The 15,471-nt window shown below is 64.8% G+C and carries 14 protein-coding genes; 3 read left to right on the plus strand and 11 right to left on the minus strand.

Features of this window, described 5'->3' with window-relative positions; genetic code table 11:
* The first annotated feature begins 44 nt into the window (after positions 1-44).
* The 3 genes from F3J19_RS32010 to F3J19_RS32020 all read left to right on the plus strand — a co-directional run bounded on the left by F3J19_RS32010 (position 45) and on the right by F3J19_RS32020 (position 1,856).
* Entirely contained in the window at positions 45-569 is a 525-nt protein-coding gene (locus F3J19_RS32010) for a DUF5943 domain-containing protein (RefSeq protein ID WP_167050456.1), read from the plus strand.
* Between the two features lie 87 nt (positions 570-656).
* Positions 657-1,229, plus strand: a complete 573-nt coding sequence (locus F3J19_RS32015) for a PAS and helix-turn-helix domain-containing protein (RefSeq protein ID WP_167050458.1) — start codon at positions 657-659, stop codon at positions 1,227-1,229.
* A 36-nt stretch (positions 1,230-1,265) separates the two neighbouring features.
* Entirely contained in the window at positions 1,266-1,856 is a 591-nt protein-coding gene (locus F3J19_RS32020; RefSeq protein WP_167050460.1) for a dimethylsulfonioproprionate lyase family protein, read from the plus strand.
* 65 nt (positions 1,857-1,921) lie between these two features.
* On the opposite strand, the gene F3J19_RS32025 is transcribed toward F3J19_RS32020, so the two are convergent.
* The 11 genes from F3J19_RS32025 to F3J19_RS32075 all read right to left on the minus strand — a co-directional run bounded on the left by F3J19_RS32025 (position 1,922) and on the right by F3J19_RS32075 (position 15,361).
* Positions 1,922-2,917, minus strand: a complete 996-nt coding sequence (locus F3J19_RS32025) for a GlxA family transcriptional regulator (protein ID WP_345891083.1) — start codon at positions 2,915-2,917, stop codon at positions 1,922-1,924.
* Positions 2,918-2,968: 51 nt separating this feature from the next.
* Positions 2,969-3,865: a choline ABC transporter permease subunit gene (gene choW / locus F3J19_RS32030; protein WP_167050462.1), complete on the minus strand. Its 897-nt coding sequence runs from the start codon at positions 3,863-3,865 to the stop codon at positions 2,969-2,971.
* A complete protein-coding gene (locus F3J19_RS32035; RefSeq protein ID WP_167050464.1) occupies positions 3,858-5,027 on the minus strand; it encodes a glycine betaine/L-proline ABC transporter ATP-binding protein in 1,170 nt (389 codons plus the stop codon). Before F3J19_RS32035 ends, choW begins: the two co-directional genes overlap by 8 nt.
* A gap of 282 nt (positions 5,028-5,309) precedes the next feature.
* Positions 5,310-6,170: a glycine betaine ABC transporter substrate-binding protein gene (locus tag F3J19_RS32040; RefSeq protein ID WP_167050466.1), complete on the minus strand. Its 861-nt coding sequence runs from the start codon at positions 6,168-6,170 to the stop codon at positions 5,310-5,312.
* 112 nt (positions 6,171-6,282) lie between these two features.
* A complete protein-coding gene (locus tag F3J19_RS32045) occupies positions 6,283-7,440 on the minus strand; it encodes a hybrid-cluster NAD(P)-dependent oxidoreductase (RefSeq protein WP_167050468.1) in 1,158 nt (385 codons plus the stop codon).
* Between the two features lie 42 nt (positions 7,441-7,482).
* Positions 7,483-8,724, minus strand: a complete 1,242-nt coding sequence (locus tag F3J19_RS32050; protein ID WP_167050470.1) for an aromatic ring-hydroxylating dioxygenase subunit alpha — start codon at positions 8,722-8,724, stop codon at positions 7,483-7,485.
* A 50-nt stretch (positions 8,725-8,774) separates the two neighbouring features.
* The gene (locus F3J19_RS32055; protein ID WP_167050472.1) at positions 8,775-9,599 is read right to left on the minus strand and encodes an electron transfer flavoprotein subunit beta/FixA family protein; all 825 of its coding nucleotides are present in this window, start codon (positions 9,597-9,599) and stop codon (positions 8,775-8,777) included.
* Positions 9,596-10,765, minus strand: a complete 1,170-nt coding sequence (locus F3J19_RS32060; protein ID WP_167050474.1) for an electron transfer flavoprotein subunit alpha/FixB family protein — start codon at positions 10,763-10,765, stop codon at positions 9,596-9,598. Before F3J19_RS32060 ends, F3J19_RS32055 begins: the two co-directional genes overlap by 4 nt.
* A 4-nt stretch (positions 10,766-10,769) precedes the next feature.
* Positions 10,770-12,698, minus strand: coding sequence for a (Fe-S)-binding protein (locus tag F3J19_RS32065; protein WP_167050476.1), 1,929 nt, complete (start codon positions 12,696-12,698; stop codon positions 10,770-10,772).
* A gap of 3 nt (positions 12,699-12,701) precedes the next feature.
* Complete coding sequence (locus F3J19_RS32070; RefSeq protein ID WP_167050477.1) at positions 12,702-14,765, minus strand: NADH:flavin oxidoreductase; 2,064 nt, start codon at positions 14,763-14,765, stop codon at positions 12,702-12,704.
* A gap of 62 nt (positions 14,766-14,827) precedes the next feature.
* Entirely contained in the window at positions 14,828-15,361 is a 534-nt protein-coding gene (locus F3J19_RS32075; RefSeq protein ID WP_167050479.1) for a DUF5943 domain-containing protein, read from the minus strand.
* Positions 15,362-15,471: the final 110 nt, after the last annotated feature.

A 15,471-nucleotide genomic window follows, 5' to 3' on the forward strand; every position in this document is an offset into this window, starting at 1 on the left:
TGAAGTCTGGAACGGCTGAATCGAATAGAAAGCAGGAGTTCGACTTGCAACCGCAATTGCCTATCGACGTCGATCCGCACACCGGCGTCTGGACCACCGATGCGCTGCCGATGCTGTACGTGCCGCGCCATTTCTTCACCAACAATCACACGGCGGTCGAAGAAGCACTAGGCCGTGAGGTCTACGCGGAGATTCTCTACAAAGCCGGTTACCAATCCGCGTACCACTGGTGCGAGAAGGAAGCGGAAAAGCACGGCATTGCCGGCATGGCGGTATTCGAGCACTATCTGAAGCGTCTTTCGCAGCGCGGCTGGGGGCTCTTCTCGATCGTCGAGGCGGACCCGGCAACGTCGAATGCGCGCATCCATCTTCATCACTCGTCGTTCGTGCTCGCGCAACCCGGCAAACATGGCAAGCTCTGCTACATGTTCGCCGGCTGGTTCGCCGGCGCGATGGACTGGGTCAACGACACCGCACCGGAAGGCGCCGCAAAAGGCCCGCGAGCGAAATCGGCCGAGATGCAATGCGCGGGCGAAGGTCACGACTGCTGCGTCTTTCACGTGACGTGAACGCGCCGGACACACGCTACAATCACCTGGAAAGGAGTCCATGCATCCCCAGGCCCGGGTCGGGGCACAGCCAACAGCGATACAGCAATGCCGAAAAGGACCGACACGATCTCCAGTCTCGACTACGAGGATCTCTTCAGGCATCTGCCCGTTGCGGTTATCGTGGCCAGAGAAAGAGTCATGGTGGACTGCAATGCCCGAGCCCTCGCGCTCTTCAAGGCCCGGCGCAGCGATATCGTCGATCGGTCGTTTTCCGTGCTGTATCCGCAGCAGAAGGACTTCACCACCACCGGCCGCCGCCTGGCGCCGCTCCTTGCAAAACATGCCGTGTTTAGCGACGACCGCATCATGCGCCGCATCGACGGAAGCCACTTCTGGGTCACCGTGTGCGGTTTCGGATATAACCCGAAGCGGCCTTTCGAGCTGGCGATCTGGACTTTCACCGATCTATCGGACAGCACGAAGCAAGCCGACGTCGCCAGCACGCTCACCGAGCGCGAACGCGACGTCGCCGCATTCCTCGTGCACGGCATGACGAGCAAGGAAATCGGCAAGGAACTGAATATCAGCCCGCGCACGGTCGACATTCACCGCGCGAGCCTGTTGCGCAAATACGGCGTACGGGCGACACCCGATCTCATTGCGCGGTTGCTGGCCTGAACCGCGTACGACTTCTCTTCTCTCACCATGCACACCATGTCGACCCGGCCCGAAAATGTAGCGGCGTTCATTGACATTGCACGAACCATCTTTCAATCGGAGAAGCTTCCCGACGCCGGGAGAGAAGTCGCAGCACGCGTGTTCGAGCGGCTGCAAACGGTATCGGACGACGGCAAGAGACATGACACGAGCTATCCGGCACGCCGCTGGATCGAACCGGCCTTGTTGGCGATCATCGACGAACCGACTCACCTCGGCGCGGCGGCAAGAGCCATCAGAACGCTCGAACCCGTGCTCGGATGGTGGCGCCGCACGTCGGGCTCGCACGGCAGCGAGAACTATATCGACGAGCATGTGCACGGCATGATCTGCGGGCCCGGCGGCACCGAGAGCCGCTACGACGTTCAACTCGGCTTTTCGGTGATGGCGCCCAACGTGCGGTATCCGGACCATCGCCATCTGCCCGAAGAGGCCTATGTACTGTTGACCGCCGGCGAGTTTCGCCAGAAAGACGGCGACTGGCTCAACCCCGGAATAGGCGGCGGCATCCACAACGCGCGAGGCAGCCTGCATGCAATGAGATCGCTGTCCGATCCGTTTCTTGCCATCTGGTGTTTATTGATCTGACGGTCGAGCCGGCGAATTGTGGCGCGCCTTCGCACGACAGGCGCGCCGACACGAGGCCCCCTCTCTCACTTCGTCATACGCCGCTCATGACTCGGCGCGTGGCCGAACTGCACGCGGTAGGCCTTGCTGAAATGGCACGGCGAATTGAATCCGCACACCGACGTTACGCGAGCGATCGACGCATCGGTCGTGCGCAGCAGTTCGCGCGCCCGTTTCAGGCGCAACGTGAGGTAGTAGTGCGTTGGCGAGACGTTCAGATACGCCTTGAACATGCGCTGCAAATGCCGTTGCGAAAGCCGCACGAGGCGCGCCAGTTCTTCCAGCGACAGCGGCTCCTTGATGTTCGCTTCCATCAGCCGCACGACCTCGACCAGTTCCGCGCGCGAAAAACCCACGCGCGCATCGACAGGTATTGGCTGTAAGTCAGTGGCGCTGCGAATCCGCTCGACGATAAACTGTTCGGATACCTTGGCAGCCAGGCCGCGGCCGAGCCGCGCGCCCACAAGATCGAGCATCAGATCGAGCGGCGCGGTGCCGCCCGTGCAGGTCAGCCGGTCGCGATCGACCACAAACAGCTCGTCGGCGAAACGCACGCGCGGAAACTCTTCGTGCAAAGCCGTGAGGTCTTCCCAATGCACGGCGCAGCGGTAACCGTCGAGCAGCCCGCTCGCCATCAGCGCATAAGCGCCCGTGCAGATGCCGCCGAGCGGAACGCCGCGCTGCGCCACCCCATCCAGCGTGGCGCGCAGGCTGTCGTCGACGATCTCGCGTATGCGCACGCCGCCGCACACGATCAGCACGTCGGGCAGCGACGCCGGATCGAGCGGCTGCGCCGGGCGTACCGCGATGCCATTGCTCGCGTGGACGGGCGCGCCGTCCAGCGAGTAGATGGACCAGCGGTAATGGTCCGCGCGCCCGACATAGTTCGCCATACGCAGAACTTCGACCGCGCTCGAAAACGCGATCATCGAAAAGTTCTGTAACGTCAGGAAACCGAAATACCTGAGAGACGATGCCGCATGCGCGTCGACGGTGGACGCTGCGGCGATGTCTGTCGTCACATCGCGCTCCTCGGGAAACAACGGTTGAAAACCCCGCAGTTGAAAACCGGATCAGACCTCGGCGACAGCGGGACGCGCGCGCATGAGTTGCCTGAGCCCCGCGAACGGCGACACTTTTGGCGCGCCAGGCGCACGACCGAAGCTCTCGGTAATGCGGTCCAGGATGATCGCCAGCAACACGACGGAAAGCCCGCTTTCGAAACCGAGGCCGATATCCAGACGTTGAATACTCGCCAGCACGTCGTTGCCGAGACCGCCCGCGCCCACCATCGAGGCGATGATCACCATCGACAGCGCCATCATGATGGTCTGGTTCACGCCCTGCATGATCGACGGCAGGGCATTCGGAAACTGCACCTTGTACAACAGCTGCCATGGCGTGCAGCCGAACGCCTGCCCGGCTTCGACAATCTCGCGATTCACGTGCTTGATGCCGAGACTCGTCAGGCGAACCGCGGGCGGCATGGCGAAGATCACCGTAGAAAGAATGCCGGGCACGCGGCCGAGACCGAACAGCATGGCGGCCGGAATCAGGTAAACGAAGGCCGGCATTGTCTGCATCAGATCGAGAATCGGGCGCACGATCGTCTGCACGAGCCGGCTTTTCGCTGTCCAGATGCCGAGCGGAATACCCACCACGAGGCTGATGACGGTGGACGACAGCGTGAGCCCGAGCGTGACGACGGTCTGGTCCCAGAAGCCCGTCGCATAGATCAGCAACAGCGAACAGGCGGCGAAGATCGCAAAGCGCCAGCCCACGCGCCACAAACCGATAAGGATGAAGAACGCCATCAGCGCCCACATCGGAATGGCCTGCAAGCTATGTTCGACGAAAGCGGCGAAACTTTCGATCGCCCGGCCGACCGTGTCGAAACTGCTCGCGTCGTGATCGAGTAGATAGTGAACCGCCTGGTCGACCCACTGGCCGACGGGAATGATCTCAGACATGAGCACCTCGGTTACGCGTAATGACCTTCAGAACGGCGGCCTGATCGATGGAGCCGCAATAGCGGCCTTCGTCGTCCACTACCGGCAGCGCCGTCGTATTCGCGCAGACGCGCGAGACGACCTGCTCCAGCGGCGCGCCGAGCGAAATGCATTCGACCTTCTCGAGCGACGGCCGCGCGGCGCGAATCGAATCGCGCGTCACGAAACCGCTGATGCGATGCTGCGCATCGAGCACGAAGGCGTAGTCCGCGCTGCCGTTGAGCGACGACTCCACGCTCGTCGCGTCGAGCGAGCGGATCAGCGGCACCGCCTCGCGCTGCATCAGATCGCCGGCCGTCAGATAGCGGCTGGTGTCCACGCCGTCGAAGAACGCGCGCACGTAGTCGTCGGCAGGATTGCTGATGATTTCCTGCGGGGTGCCGATCTGCACGATGCGCCCGCCTTCCATGATGGCGATGCGGCTGCCGATCCGCAGCGCCTCTTCGAGATCGTGCGACACGAACATGATCGTGCGGCGCTGCTCCTTCTGCAGTTGCAGCAGCACGTTCTGCATTTCCTTGCGCTTCAACGGATCGAGCGCCGAAAACGCTTCGTCCATAATCATCAGCGAGGGATTCACGGCTAGCGCACGGGCAAGGCCCACACGCTGCTGCATGCCGCCCGACAGCTCGGCGGGCAACTTCTGCGCAAACGGCGCAAGGCCGACCTGCTCCAGCACCGCCAGCGCGCGCCGCTCGCGCTCCTTGCGCCCCACGCCCGCCACTTCGAGACCGAATGCGGCGTTCGACAGCACCGTGCGTTGCGGCATCAGCGCGAACGACTGAAACACCATGCTCATGTCGGTGCGGCGCAGCGCCACCAGTTCCGAGCGCCGGATCGCCGCAACGTCGCGCCCGTCGATGACGATCTTGCCCGCCGTGGGGTCCACGAGCCGGTTGATGAGCCGGATCAGCGTGGACTTGCCCGAGCCGGAGAGACCCATCAGCACGAAAATCTCGCCCTCGTGCACTTCGAACGACGCGTGGTTCACGCCGAGCACATAGCCGGTTTTGGCGAACAGTTCGTCCTTCGTTGCGCCCTGTGCGAGCAGCTCGCGCGCGAGCTTCGGGTTGGGCCCGAAAACCTTGCATAGTCCTTCGACTACGATCTTGGGGGATTTCATCGACTCCGTCTCCTCGAACGGCAGGCGCCGGCCCGCTCGGTATGTCTACATGGTTGTCGGAAAAAACCCTGCCGGGATAGCGAATTGCGACAAACGCTTGCTCAAAAGCGACATGCTGCGTCGGCAACAAGGCACCTGTGCTGCGGTGCCAGGCGCGGCTTCCCGCCTGCCTCGGCGCAAGGCAGGGTGTGCGTAGTACAGGACTGACCGGATGAAACGCGGCGCGGCGAACCGCAGCCGCAGCAAAACAGGACTCGCCGGTCCGGATTTCTCTTGCCGCGCTTACTGCTGGCCGACCCACTCGTTCACGCGATCGCCGTGCGCGGCGATCCAGGCATCGGCGGCGGCCTCGGGCTTTTCGCCGTTCTGGATCGCCAGCATCACGCCGTCGATCTCGCCCGGCTTCCACTGGAATTTCTTCAGGAAAGACTCGACCTGCGGCGCCTTCTTTTCGAGCGCCGGATTGGCGACGCTATCCACGTGCTCGGCCGCGCCGTACACGCTCTTCGGATCGTCGAGGAAGCGCAGCTTGTACTTCGCGAACATCCAGTGCGGCGTCCAGCCCGTGACGATCACCGGCTTCTTCGTGCCGATCGAGCGCGCCAGTTCGGCCGTCATCGCGCTGCCCGAACTCGGCATGACGTTGTAGTTGAGACCGTATTGCTTGACGGCCTCGTCGGTCTTGCGCATCACGCCCGCGCCCGCGTCGATGCCGACGATGCGCCCGCCGAACGCCGCCTTTTCCGCGTTGAGATCGTTGATGCTCTTCGCGCTCACGTAGTCGGGCACCACGAGACCGATCTTCGCGCCGGGGAAATTCGTGCCGAGATCGACGACCTTGTCCTTGAACTGGTCCCAGTACGCGCCCTGCGTCACCGGCAGCCATGCGGACAGCGTCGCGTCGAGGTCGCCGCGCGCCACGCCCTGCCACATGATGCCCGTGGCCACCGGCACGAGCTGCACCGGATAGCCGAGGCGCTTCTCGATGATGCGCGAAGCGATGTTGGACGTGGCGACGCTATCGTCCCAGCCTTCGACGTAGCCGATCTTCAGCGTGGGTTTGCCGTCGGCAAACGCCGGGGCGCTGACGCTCACCGTTGCGAACAGCACACCGGCCAGAAAGAGTTTCGCGGACAGCTTCATGATTCATCTCCTATGATTCGGGCACGCGTTTCGTGTGTCTCCAGATTCGCCCGCCGCAATTTACCGGTCCCCTCGATTTACGACACTTTCTTGTTGTACGGCGACACCCTTGCTACTTGTCGACGACGAGATCGGACAGCGGCTTCGAGCAGCACAACAGGGCCATGCCCTGATCGATCTCGCGCTGGCGAATGCCGCCGCTATGCTTCATCTCGACCTGCCCCGAAACCAGCTTGACCTTGCAGGTGCCGCACATGCCCTGGCTGCACGACGAGGCGAGCCTCACGCCCGCCTGGCGAGCCGCGTCGAGCACGGTTTGCTGCGAGCCGCACTGGATCTCGCGGCGGCTCTTCGCGAACGTGACCGTGAAGCTTTCGGTCGGCACGGCCGGCTCTGTCGCGGCCGGGTCGGCTGGGTCGGCCGGGTCTGCTTCAAGCAGCGCATGGGCCGCCGTCAACGTTTCGAACGAAAAGCTCTCTTCGTGATAGCGCTCTCGCGCAAAGCCGGCTTCGTCGAGCAGATCGCGCACGGCCTTCATATACGGCGCGGGACCGCAAGTGAAGATTTCGCGCTCCATGAAATCGGGGGCGATCAGCTTCAGCAGCGGCAGCGACAGAAAACCGGTGACGCCCGGCCATCCGGTACGCGCCCCCACCCGCTCGCACACGAATGACGTGCGGAAGTTCGCCCGGCTCGACGCGATCAGTTCGAGTTCGCGCGCGAAGATGATGTCGTCGGGCGTGCGTGCGCTATGCGCGAAGACGATGTCGCGATCTTCGGCGAGATCGTGATGCGCGCGGCTCATCGACATCAGCGGCGTGATGCCGGACCCGGCGGAAAGAAACAGATATTTCGGTGCCGGGTGCCGCGCGCAGGTGAAGTCACCGGCCGGCCCGAGCACGCGCAATTCGACGCCGGGCTTCAGGTTGTCGTGCAGCCAGTTCGACACCTTGCCTCCCGGCACGCGCTTGACCGTGATGGAAATGGTGTGCGGCCGCGCCGGCGACGACGAAATCGTATAGCAGCGATTGATCGGCTCGCCGTCGATCTCGAGTTCGAGCGTGACGAACTGCCCCGGCTCGAACGAGAACGTGCGGCCCTCTGGCGAGCGCAGAAAAAAGCTCTTCACGTCATGCGTTTCCTGCACGACATGACAGCACACGAGCGTTTCCTCGACGTCGCTCGTCCACCGTTCGGGCAGCGCGCTCCAGAACGCCGGGCGCGTGACCCGGCTGTCCATGGGGTCGAGTTGGGCTGCATCTCGCATCATGACAAACTCCGCTCTTTTGCTTTGGCCGCGCGCGGCGCGACGTTATGCGCCAATCTGTCCGGCAAGGCGGCCGATGTACCAGGCCGAGAACTTTTCGACGAGACCTTCCGTGTACGGCGAATACGGACCCGGCTCGTAGGCGCTGCTCGCCGCGCCGCGCTGCGAATACTCGACGAGCGTACGGTCCTGGTCGTTGGTCGCATTCCAGACCGCGGTCAGATTCTCGACGTCGTAGTCGATGCCTTCGCGCGCGTCCTTGTGGACCAGCCAGCGCGTACGCACGAGCGTCTCGCCGGCGGAAAGCGGGACGACCGAGAACGACACGATGTGATCGCTCATGAAGTGATGCCACGAGTTCGGCTGGGTCCAGAACGACAGACCGCCGAGATCCGCCGAGCGAAACTCGCCGAGCAGCTTTTTCGAGGCCACTTTCGCGTCGAGCGTCTGCGATTCGCCGCTGCGATCGAGCGGCAGGCGCTGCGTGCGAAAACCCGTCACGTCGAGCAGTTTTTCGACTTCCACCGAAGGCAGGCCCAACCCTTCCCACTGCGTCACGCGCTCGTTGCAGGCGCGCTCGAAGGCTGCCATCCCTTCCGCGTTGGCCGGCGTGCGTTCGTAGCCGAAGCCGTATTCGTAGAGCGAAACCGTCAACTCGGGGTGATTCGCCACGCAGTGATAGCACTCGCGATTGTTCTCCATCACGAGCTTCCAGTTGCCTTTCTCGATGATATCGATCTGCGCGGCGACCTTGCAGTTCGCCAGATCGTGCGGCAGCAGATACGGCTCCATCGCGGCGCGCATCTGCGCGAAGTCGGCGGGCGGCTCGTCGGCGAGGCACACGAAGATCAGCCCGGCGAGATTTTCCACATGGACGCGCTTGAGGCTGTGCTTGCAGCGGTCGAACTGCTCGCCCATATGCTCGGCGAACATCAGTTCGCCCGAGAGGTTATAGGTCCAGCTGTGATACGGGCACACGATATTGCCGACCGTGCCCTTCGAGTCGTTGCACAGGCGTGAGCCGCGATGGCGGCATACGTTGTGGAACGCACGCACCGCCATGTCGTCGTCGCGCACGATCAGAATCGATTCGCCCGCCAGCTCGGCGGTCACATAGTCGCCCGGCTCCGGAATCTCGGCCTCGGTGGCGACCTCGATCCAGTGCTGCCGGAAGATGGCTTCCATATCGAGCGCGAAAATCTCCTCGCTCAAATAGAACGGCGCCTCCAGGCTGTACCCCTCTTTGCGGCGCTCGATCAGCGCGCGAATTTCTGCCGATACTTTCATCGTGTGCTCCGGATTTTCCATTCCAGCTTGTTGCCGACAGATCGTCAAAATCAGTAGTCGATAAGTTGATGCTCGCGCAAATACGCGAGGATCACTTGTGCTTTTTCGACCGAACTCCCTTCGTTTACGACGTTGCCGCCGCGGCTTTCGGTCGTGGTCGCCGAGAGCATGCGCGCGTGGCCGGAGCGCTTCTCCGCCGCGACGAGGCGCACGGGCTTGCGCTCGATCGGGCCGACCGTCCACGCGGACGCTTCGGCAGCGCTCATGCTCATGCTCATGCTCGCGGCGCGCTGCGGCCGGATCGCGCCGGCGCGCAGCCGCGCATAGGCGTAATGCGGCTGCGCGTTGGCGAGCGGATGCACGGCGATCACGGCGGGCAGCGCCGTTTGCACGCGCCGGCGCAGGCCCTTGGGCAGGAATTGCCGCACCACGGCCACAGCGCCGCTCTCTGCGTCGATATCGACCGCGCCGCCGACGATCGGCACGCCGAGCGCCGCGGCCACGCTATACGGCAGCATGCCGCTGTCGTGCGCGCCTTCGGCCCGCGTGCCGGTCAGCACGAGGTCGTAGCCGCGCACGCGCTCGGCCAGCCTGCGCGCCGCGTCGTCGGACGGCGCGCAGCTCAGCACCTCGACTTCGGTCGCGCCCAGTGCGAGGTATTCGGTCAGCGCCGGGTCGTCGGCGTCGCCCGCATGCAGCACGTCGAGGCGCGCATGGTGACGCTGCGCCAGCGTACGCGCGAGATCGAGTGCGAGCGCGTCGTTGCGGCTATGGCGCGGCACGCCGCTCACGGGGTGGCGGCCGACGGAAACGAGCACGGCGATGCGTTCGATGCGCCGTTGGGAATCGTTACGGGAATCATTGCGGGCATTCATGCGGCCACTCCTGCGGAATGCATGTCGTCACGTACGGCGCCCGGCGCGCCGCGTTTCGCGCGCGCGGCCTGCACCTCACCGATCAGCGCGGCGATGGTGCCCTGGGCGTCGCCGACCACGGTCAGGTTCGCGCGCTTCGCGATCGGCGCGCTGCCGTCGAGATTCACGGCAATCACGTGGCGGCAATCCTTGATGCCTTGCAGATGCTGCACGGCGCCCGAAATGCCGAACGCGATATACACACTGGACTCGACCGTCTTGCCCGTCGCGCCCACCTGCTTGTCGCGCGTGAAGTGGCCGTTGTCGACCGCGACGCGGCTCGCGCCGATCGCCGCGCCGAGCACGCCCGCGAGCTGTTCGAATGCCGCGATGTCGGTCACGCCGTTGCCCGCCGAGACGATGAAATCGGCTTCTTCGAGCGCGACCCGGGCGGCATCGATTTCCTCGAGACCGAGATCGCGATACGACGACGCCAGATCGACGGCGGGCCGGATGAAGTCGCTCGGGAGCCGCTCGCCCGCGCCGACGAACGGCAGCTTCGCCTCGACCGCGTTCGGCGCGAGCAGGATCACCTCGGGCAGCGCGCGCGTGGCCCATGCGCGCTTCGCCTGTTCGTACACGCCCACATGGCGCGCGTCGATCTCGACCACCTGCGTCGCCACGCTGGCCCCGGCCGAGGCCGCGTAGCGCCGGCCAAGATCGCCGTCGCCGCTCGCGTTGTCGGGCAGGAACACATGCTTCGGCGCGAGCGCCGCCGCACACGCCTGCAACGCGCGCAGTTCGCTGTCCGGCGCGAACGCGCGGCGCTCGAAGCCCGGCAGCTCGATCAGCTTGTCGACGCCGAGCGCCGCCGCGTCGTCTTTCAGTTCGCCGAACACGAGCAGCGCCACTTCGGTTTGCGCATCGGCGAGCAACGCGGCGGCCGCGACGGCCTGGCGCGCATGCTCGTCGAGCGCGCCGCGCTCGGCATGAGCGGCAACGAGCAGCACGTGCTTCGGATCGCTAATGGTGCGGCGCGGTTTCGCGGCATTGCCGTGCCCGTGCTGCGCGGGCCAATGCGCGGCGTTCGCGTCGGCACTCCCGGTCTCGCCGAGAATAATGCGCCTGAGACCCGCCGCGGTCACAACGAACGGGCGGCGCGGATCGATTCGTTTGATCGTATTCATCGATTCACTCCAGCGAGGCGGCCACGAGTTCGGCCACGTCGAGCACCTCGGGACGCGGACCCACCACGCCTTCGAGCATCGCCGTGCATTGCGGGCACGCCACGGCAACGACCTCGGCGTTGAGTGCGCGTGCGTCGGCCATACGAATGTCGGGAATGCGCTGCTTGCCGGGGATGTCGGTGAGCGGCGCGCCGCCGCCCCCGCCGCAGCAGCGTCCGCGCATGCCGTGACGCTCCATCTCCACGACCTGGATGCCGATCGTTTTCAGCAGCTTGCGCGGCGCTTCGGTCTCGCCGTTATAGCGGCCCAGATAGCAGGGATCGTGATACGTGGTGCGCTTTTCGGTGAGCGCCTGCACGGCCTTCGGCGCGATGCGTCCGCTCGCGGCGAGTTCGGCGAGGAAGGTCGTGTGATGCAGTACTTCGTAGCGCGCGCCGAGCGCACGGTACTCGTTGCGCAGGCTGTGCATGACGTGCGGGTCGGCGGTGACGATGCGCGCGAAGTCGAGCGTGGCGAGCGTCGCCATCATCTGCTTCGCCATGCGCTGGAACGTCGCTTCGTCGCCGAGACGGCGCGCCACGTCGCCGGTATCCGTTTCCCGCGCGCCGAGCACCGCGTAATTCACGCCGGCCTTGTTGAGCACCGTCACGAGCGCGCGCAGCGTGCGCTGATAGCGCATGTCGAACGCGCCCTCACCAGCCACCACGAGTACGTCCACGCGCCGGCCGGGCTGCGCGACCGGCGCATCGAGATCGACCGACCAGTCGTAGCGCGCCGTTCTGTCGTAGCCGCCCGCCGTGCCCGTTTCGCGTAGGTTCGCCAGCACTTCCGGGCCTTTGCCGGGCACCTCGCCATGCACGAGCGTCTGGTTGCGGCGCATGTCGACGATGGCGTCGACGTGCTCGATCAGCATCGGGCACTCCTCGACGCAGGCGCGGCAGGTCGTGCACGACCAGAGCGTCTGCGCTTCGATCAGGCCGGAGACGATCGGACCGTCCGGCGCGCCGCGATGCCGGCCGACCGCCATGCCGGGCGTGGGACTGCCCGCGTACGCCGCGTCGGTGCCGCCGGCCATGCCGACCACGAGGTCCTGAATCAGCTTCTTCGGATTGAGCGGCTGGCCCGAGGCGAACGCGGGGCACGCGGCCTCGCATTTGCCGCACTGCACGCAGGCATCGAAGCTCAGCAACTGGTTCCAGCGAAACTCCACGGGTTTCGCCACGCCGTATTCCTGCTTCTGTTCGATATCGGGCAGCTTCAGCGCGGTCGGCGGCGTGGCCGTGCCGTTGCCGGTCCAACCCTCGCGCGTTGCCGCGAAACGCTCCTGGCGCGGATGGAATGCCAGATGCAGAAGCCCGGCGACCGCATGCTTCATCGGCCCGCCGTTGGCCGCGCCGAATGTCATTGCGAAGGCGCCCACGCCGATCAGCACCGCGCACACTACCGCGAATCCGCCCGACATCGCGCCGGCGGGCACCATCGTGAAGAGCACCACGCCGAGCGCGAACGAGCCGAGCAGCCACGGCAGCGTATTCCACGGCCCGCGCGAAAGGCGCGCCGGCACATGGCTCGCATGACGGCGGCGCCAGACGAACACCGCACCGATCAGCATCGCGAGCGCCGCGAGAAAGATCAGCCGGTCGAGCCACGGCGAATAGATCGCGAGCCCGTAGTTGACGAACACGAGCGCCAGCGCCGCGATCGCGCCGCCCGCGGTGGCGACGTGCGTCTTCGCGATATACGGATCGCGCGCCACCACATGATGCAGATCGACGAAATAACGCTTGGGGATACTGAACAGCTTGCTGACGCCAACGGAACCGGGCACGGCGGCACGCCCCACCCGCCAGAAGGCGGCGCGTTTCGCGACCGCGAACGCGAGCCCCGCCATCGACACCCACAGCAGCGCGGTAATGAGCCAGGACGGATTCATGGTTCAGAAGTCCTTCGCGAGCCGCAGCGCGTCGTAAATCGCGCCGTGGATGTTGTGCATGGAGATGCAGTCGCCGACGCGGAACAGCAGGAAGCGGCCATTGCCGAGTTCTTCGCCGAGGCAAGGCTGCGGCTCCGCGGCGAAAAGCTTGTGCACGTCCACCTGGCCGCGATTCACCGATTCGGGTTTGAGCTTCCAGTACAACGCGTCGTTGGGCGTGCTGCCGTTTTCGATCACCACCTGATCGACGGCGCGCTCCTCCTGCTCCTCCGTGTACTCGTTGCGCAGCACGGCAATCTTCTTGCCGTCTTCTTCGTACACGCGATCGAGCCAGTAATTCGGCGTATGGATCACGCCCTGCGCATAGAGGCGGCGATAGAAGATCGGGAACGTGGTGCCGCCCACGTCATCGGCAACCTTCACGTCGGGCGTGACGATTTCGACCTTCGAGCCGCGGCTCGAAATGAAATCGGCCACCCCGGCGCCCGCATGCGTGCTCACGCCGTCGTAGACGAGCACGTTCTGCTTCGGCTCGACACGGCCCGCCAGGATGTCCCATGAACTGACCGCGAGCCCCTCTTCCACGCCCCATGCGCCCACCTGCTGCGTGAAGCTCGAACCGCCCGTGGCGAGCACGATGATGTCGGGTTTTTCCGCGAGGATCGTTTTCTCGTCGGCCGTCACGCCGAGACGGCGATCGACGCCGAGGCGCTTCGTCTCCATGTCGAACCAGCGCACGATGCCCGCCATCTGCTCGCGCTGCGGCGCTTTCGCCGCCAGCAGAATCTGGCCGCCCACGGCGTCGTTCTTCTCGAACAGCACCACGTCATGGCCGCGCAGCTTCGCAACGCGCGCGGCTTCCAGCCCCGCCGGTCCCGCGCCGACCACCACGACCTTGCGCTTCGGCCCGCGCGACTTCTCGATGACGTGCGGCATGGTCGCCTCGCGCGAGGTCGCCGCGTTCTGCACGCACAGCACGTCGAGACCGTTGTACTGGCGGTCGATGCAATAGTTCGCGCCGACGCACTGCTTGATCTCGTCTTCGCGGCCGTCGCGAATCTTGATGACCATGTGCGGGTCGGCGATCTGCGCGCGCGTCATGCCGACCAGATCGACCATGCCGCTCGCGAGCAGACGCTCGGCCTGGCCCGCATCGCGAATGCTCTGCGCGTGCATGACCGGCAGCTTGACCACCGACTTGATGCCGGCCGCGAGATGCACGAACGGCTCGGGTGGCAGCGCCATCGGCGGCATGCAGTTGGCGAGCGTGTTGTGCGTGTCCGCGCCGGAGCCGATCACGCCGAGATAGTCGATCAGCCCCGTTTCCGCCATCGCCTGGGCGATTTCCTTCAACTGCTCGTGATCAAGGCCGTCTTCGTGGAACTCGTCGCCGCACATGCGCAGGCCGACGCAAAAGTCCTTGCCTACGGCCTCGCGCACGGCCTTGAGCACTTCCACGCCGAACCGCAGGCGGTTTTCGAGCGAACCGCCCCATTCGTCGGTGCGAAAGTTCGTGCGCGGGCTCCAGAACTGGTCGATCAGATGCTGGTGCGCCGCCGAAATCTCGATGCCGTCCATGCCCGCGTCCTTCACGCGCTTCGCAGCCGTCGCGAAGTCGCCGATGATGCGGCGGATTTCCTCGACCTCGATAATCTTGGCATTGCCGCGATGCACGGGTTCGCGCACGCCCGACGGCGACATCAGATGCGGCCAGTGCTCGCCATGAAACGCGGAACGGCGCCCCATGTGGGTAGCCTGAATCATGATCTTCGCGCCGTGCCGGTGCATCGCTTCGGCAAGACGCGCGAGCGGATCGATGATCCTGTCGGTCGCGAGATTCACCGACTTCCACCAGCCCTGCGGACTGTCGATCGACACCGGGCTCGATCCGCCGCACACTGCAAGGCCCACGCCGCCCTTGGCCTTCTCTTCGTAATAGCGGATATAGCGGTCGCCCGGCAGGCCGCCCGGCTCGGCGTAGACCTCGGCGTGAGCCGTGCTGACGATGCGGTTGCGCAGCGTGAGCTGATTGAGCGTCAAGGGTTTGAACAGGTGTGGGTAGCGCATCGCAGACGACCTCTGGCGTTCGTGTCTTTCGATAAGTCTTGTGGGGCGGGTCGCGCCGCCGTTCAGGCGGCGATCGGCGAGACTTCGAAAATGCAGTGCGCGTGGCCTTCGGCCGCGCATTGCACTTCCGACGACCGCGCGCGCGGCGCGCCTTTGCCGCCTTCCGTGGTGTCGTTGACCCAATCCATCGCGCCGGCGAACCAGCCCGCGAACATGTAGCAGAGCTTGCCGTGCCTGCCGGGCTGCGCGAGCACGAACGACGAATGGCGCAGTTCGATCTTCGCGCGCGCCGCGGCCGGATCGGCCTCGCGAATCGTGAAGATGCCCCAGCCGCGCTGCGAAAGACGCTTCAGGTAGTGCTCGAACACCGCCATGCCGGCGATGCCGTGCTTTTCCGCTTCCTTCTCGCACCAGTGGTACGCGGATTGGTAGCCGGCCTTGTAGAGAATCTCCGCGTAGACCTCGCGGCCCAGCGCTTCTTCCACCGCCGTGTGATTGTTCGTGAAGAAGTGGCGCGGCACGTACAGCATCGGCAGCGCGTCGGTAGTCCAGACACCGGTTTGCGGATCGACGTCGATCGGAAGTTGCGGTTGCATGTCGTAAGTCTCCGGGAATCTTATTTATTCAGTCATTCTTAATAATCTGGATGGTCCTTCTTCGCGGCTTTAAAACTGCTCGCTCAGCTAATCAACCGTTCCAGACTTCG

Source organism: Burkholderia sp. Ax-1724 (assembly GCF_011752995.1).
In the GTDB taxonomy this organism is placed as follows: Bacteria; Pseudomonadota; Gammaproteobacteria; order Burkholderiales; family Burkholderiaceae; genus Paraburkholderia.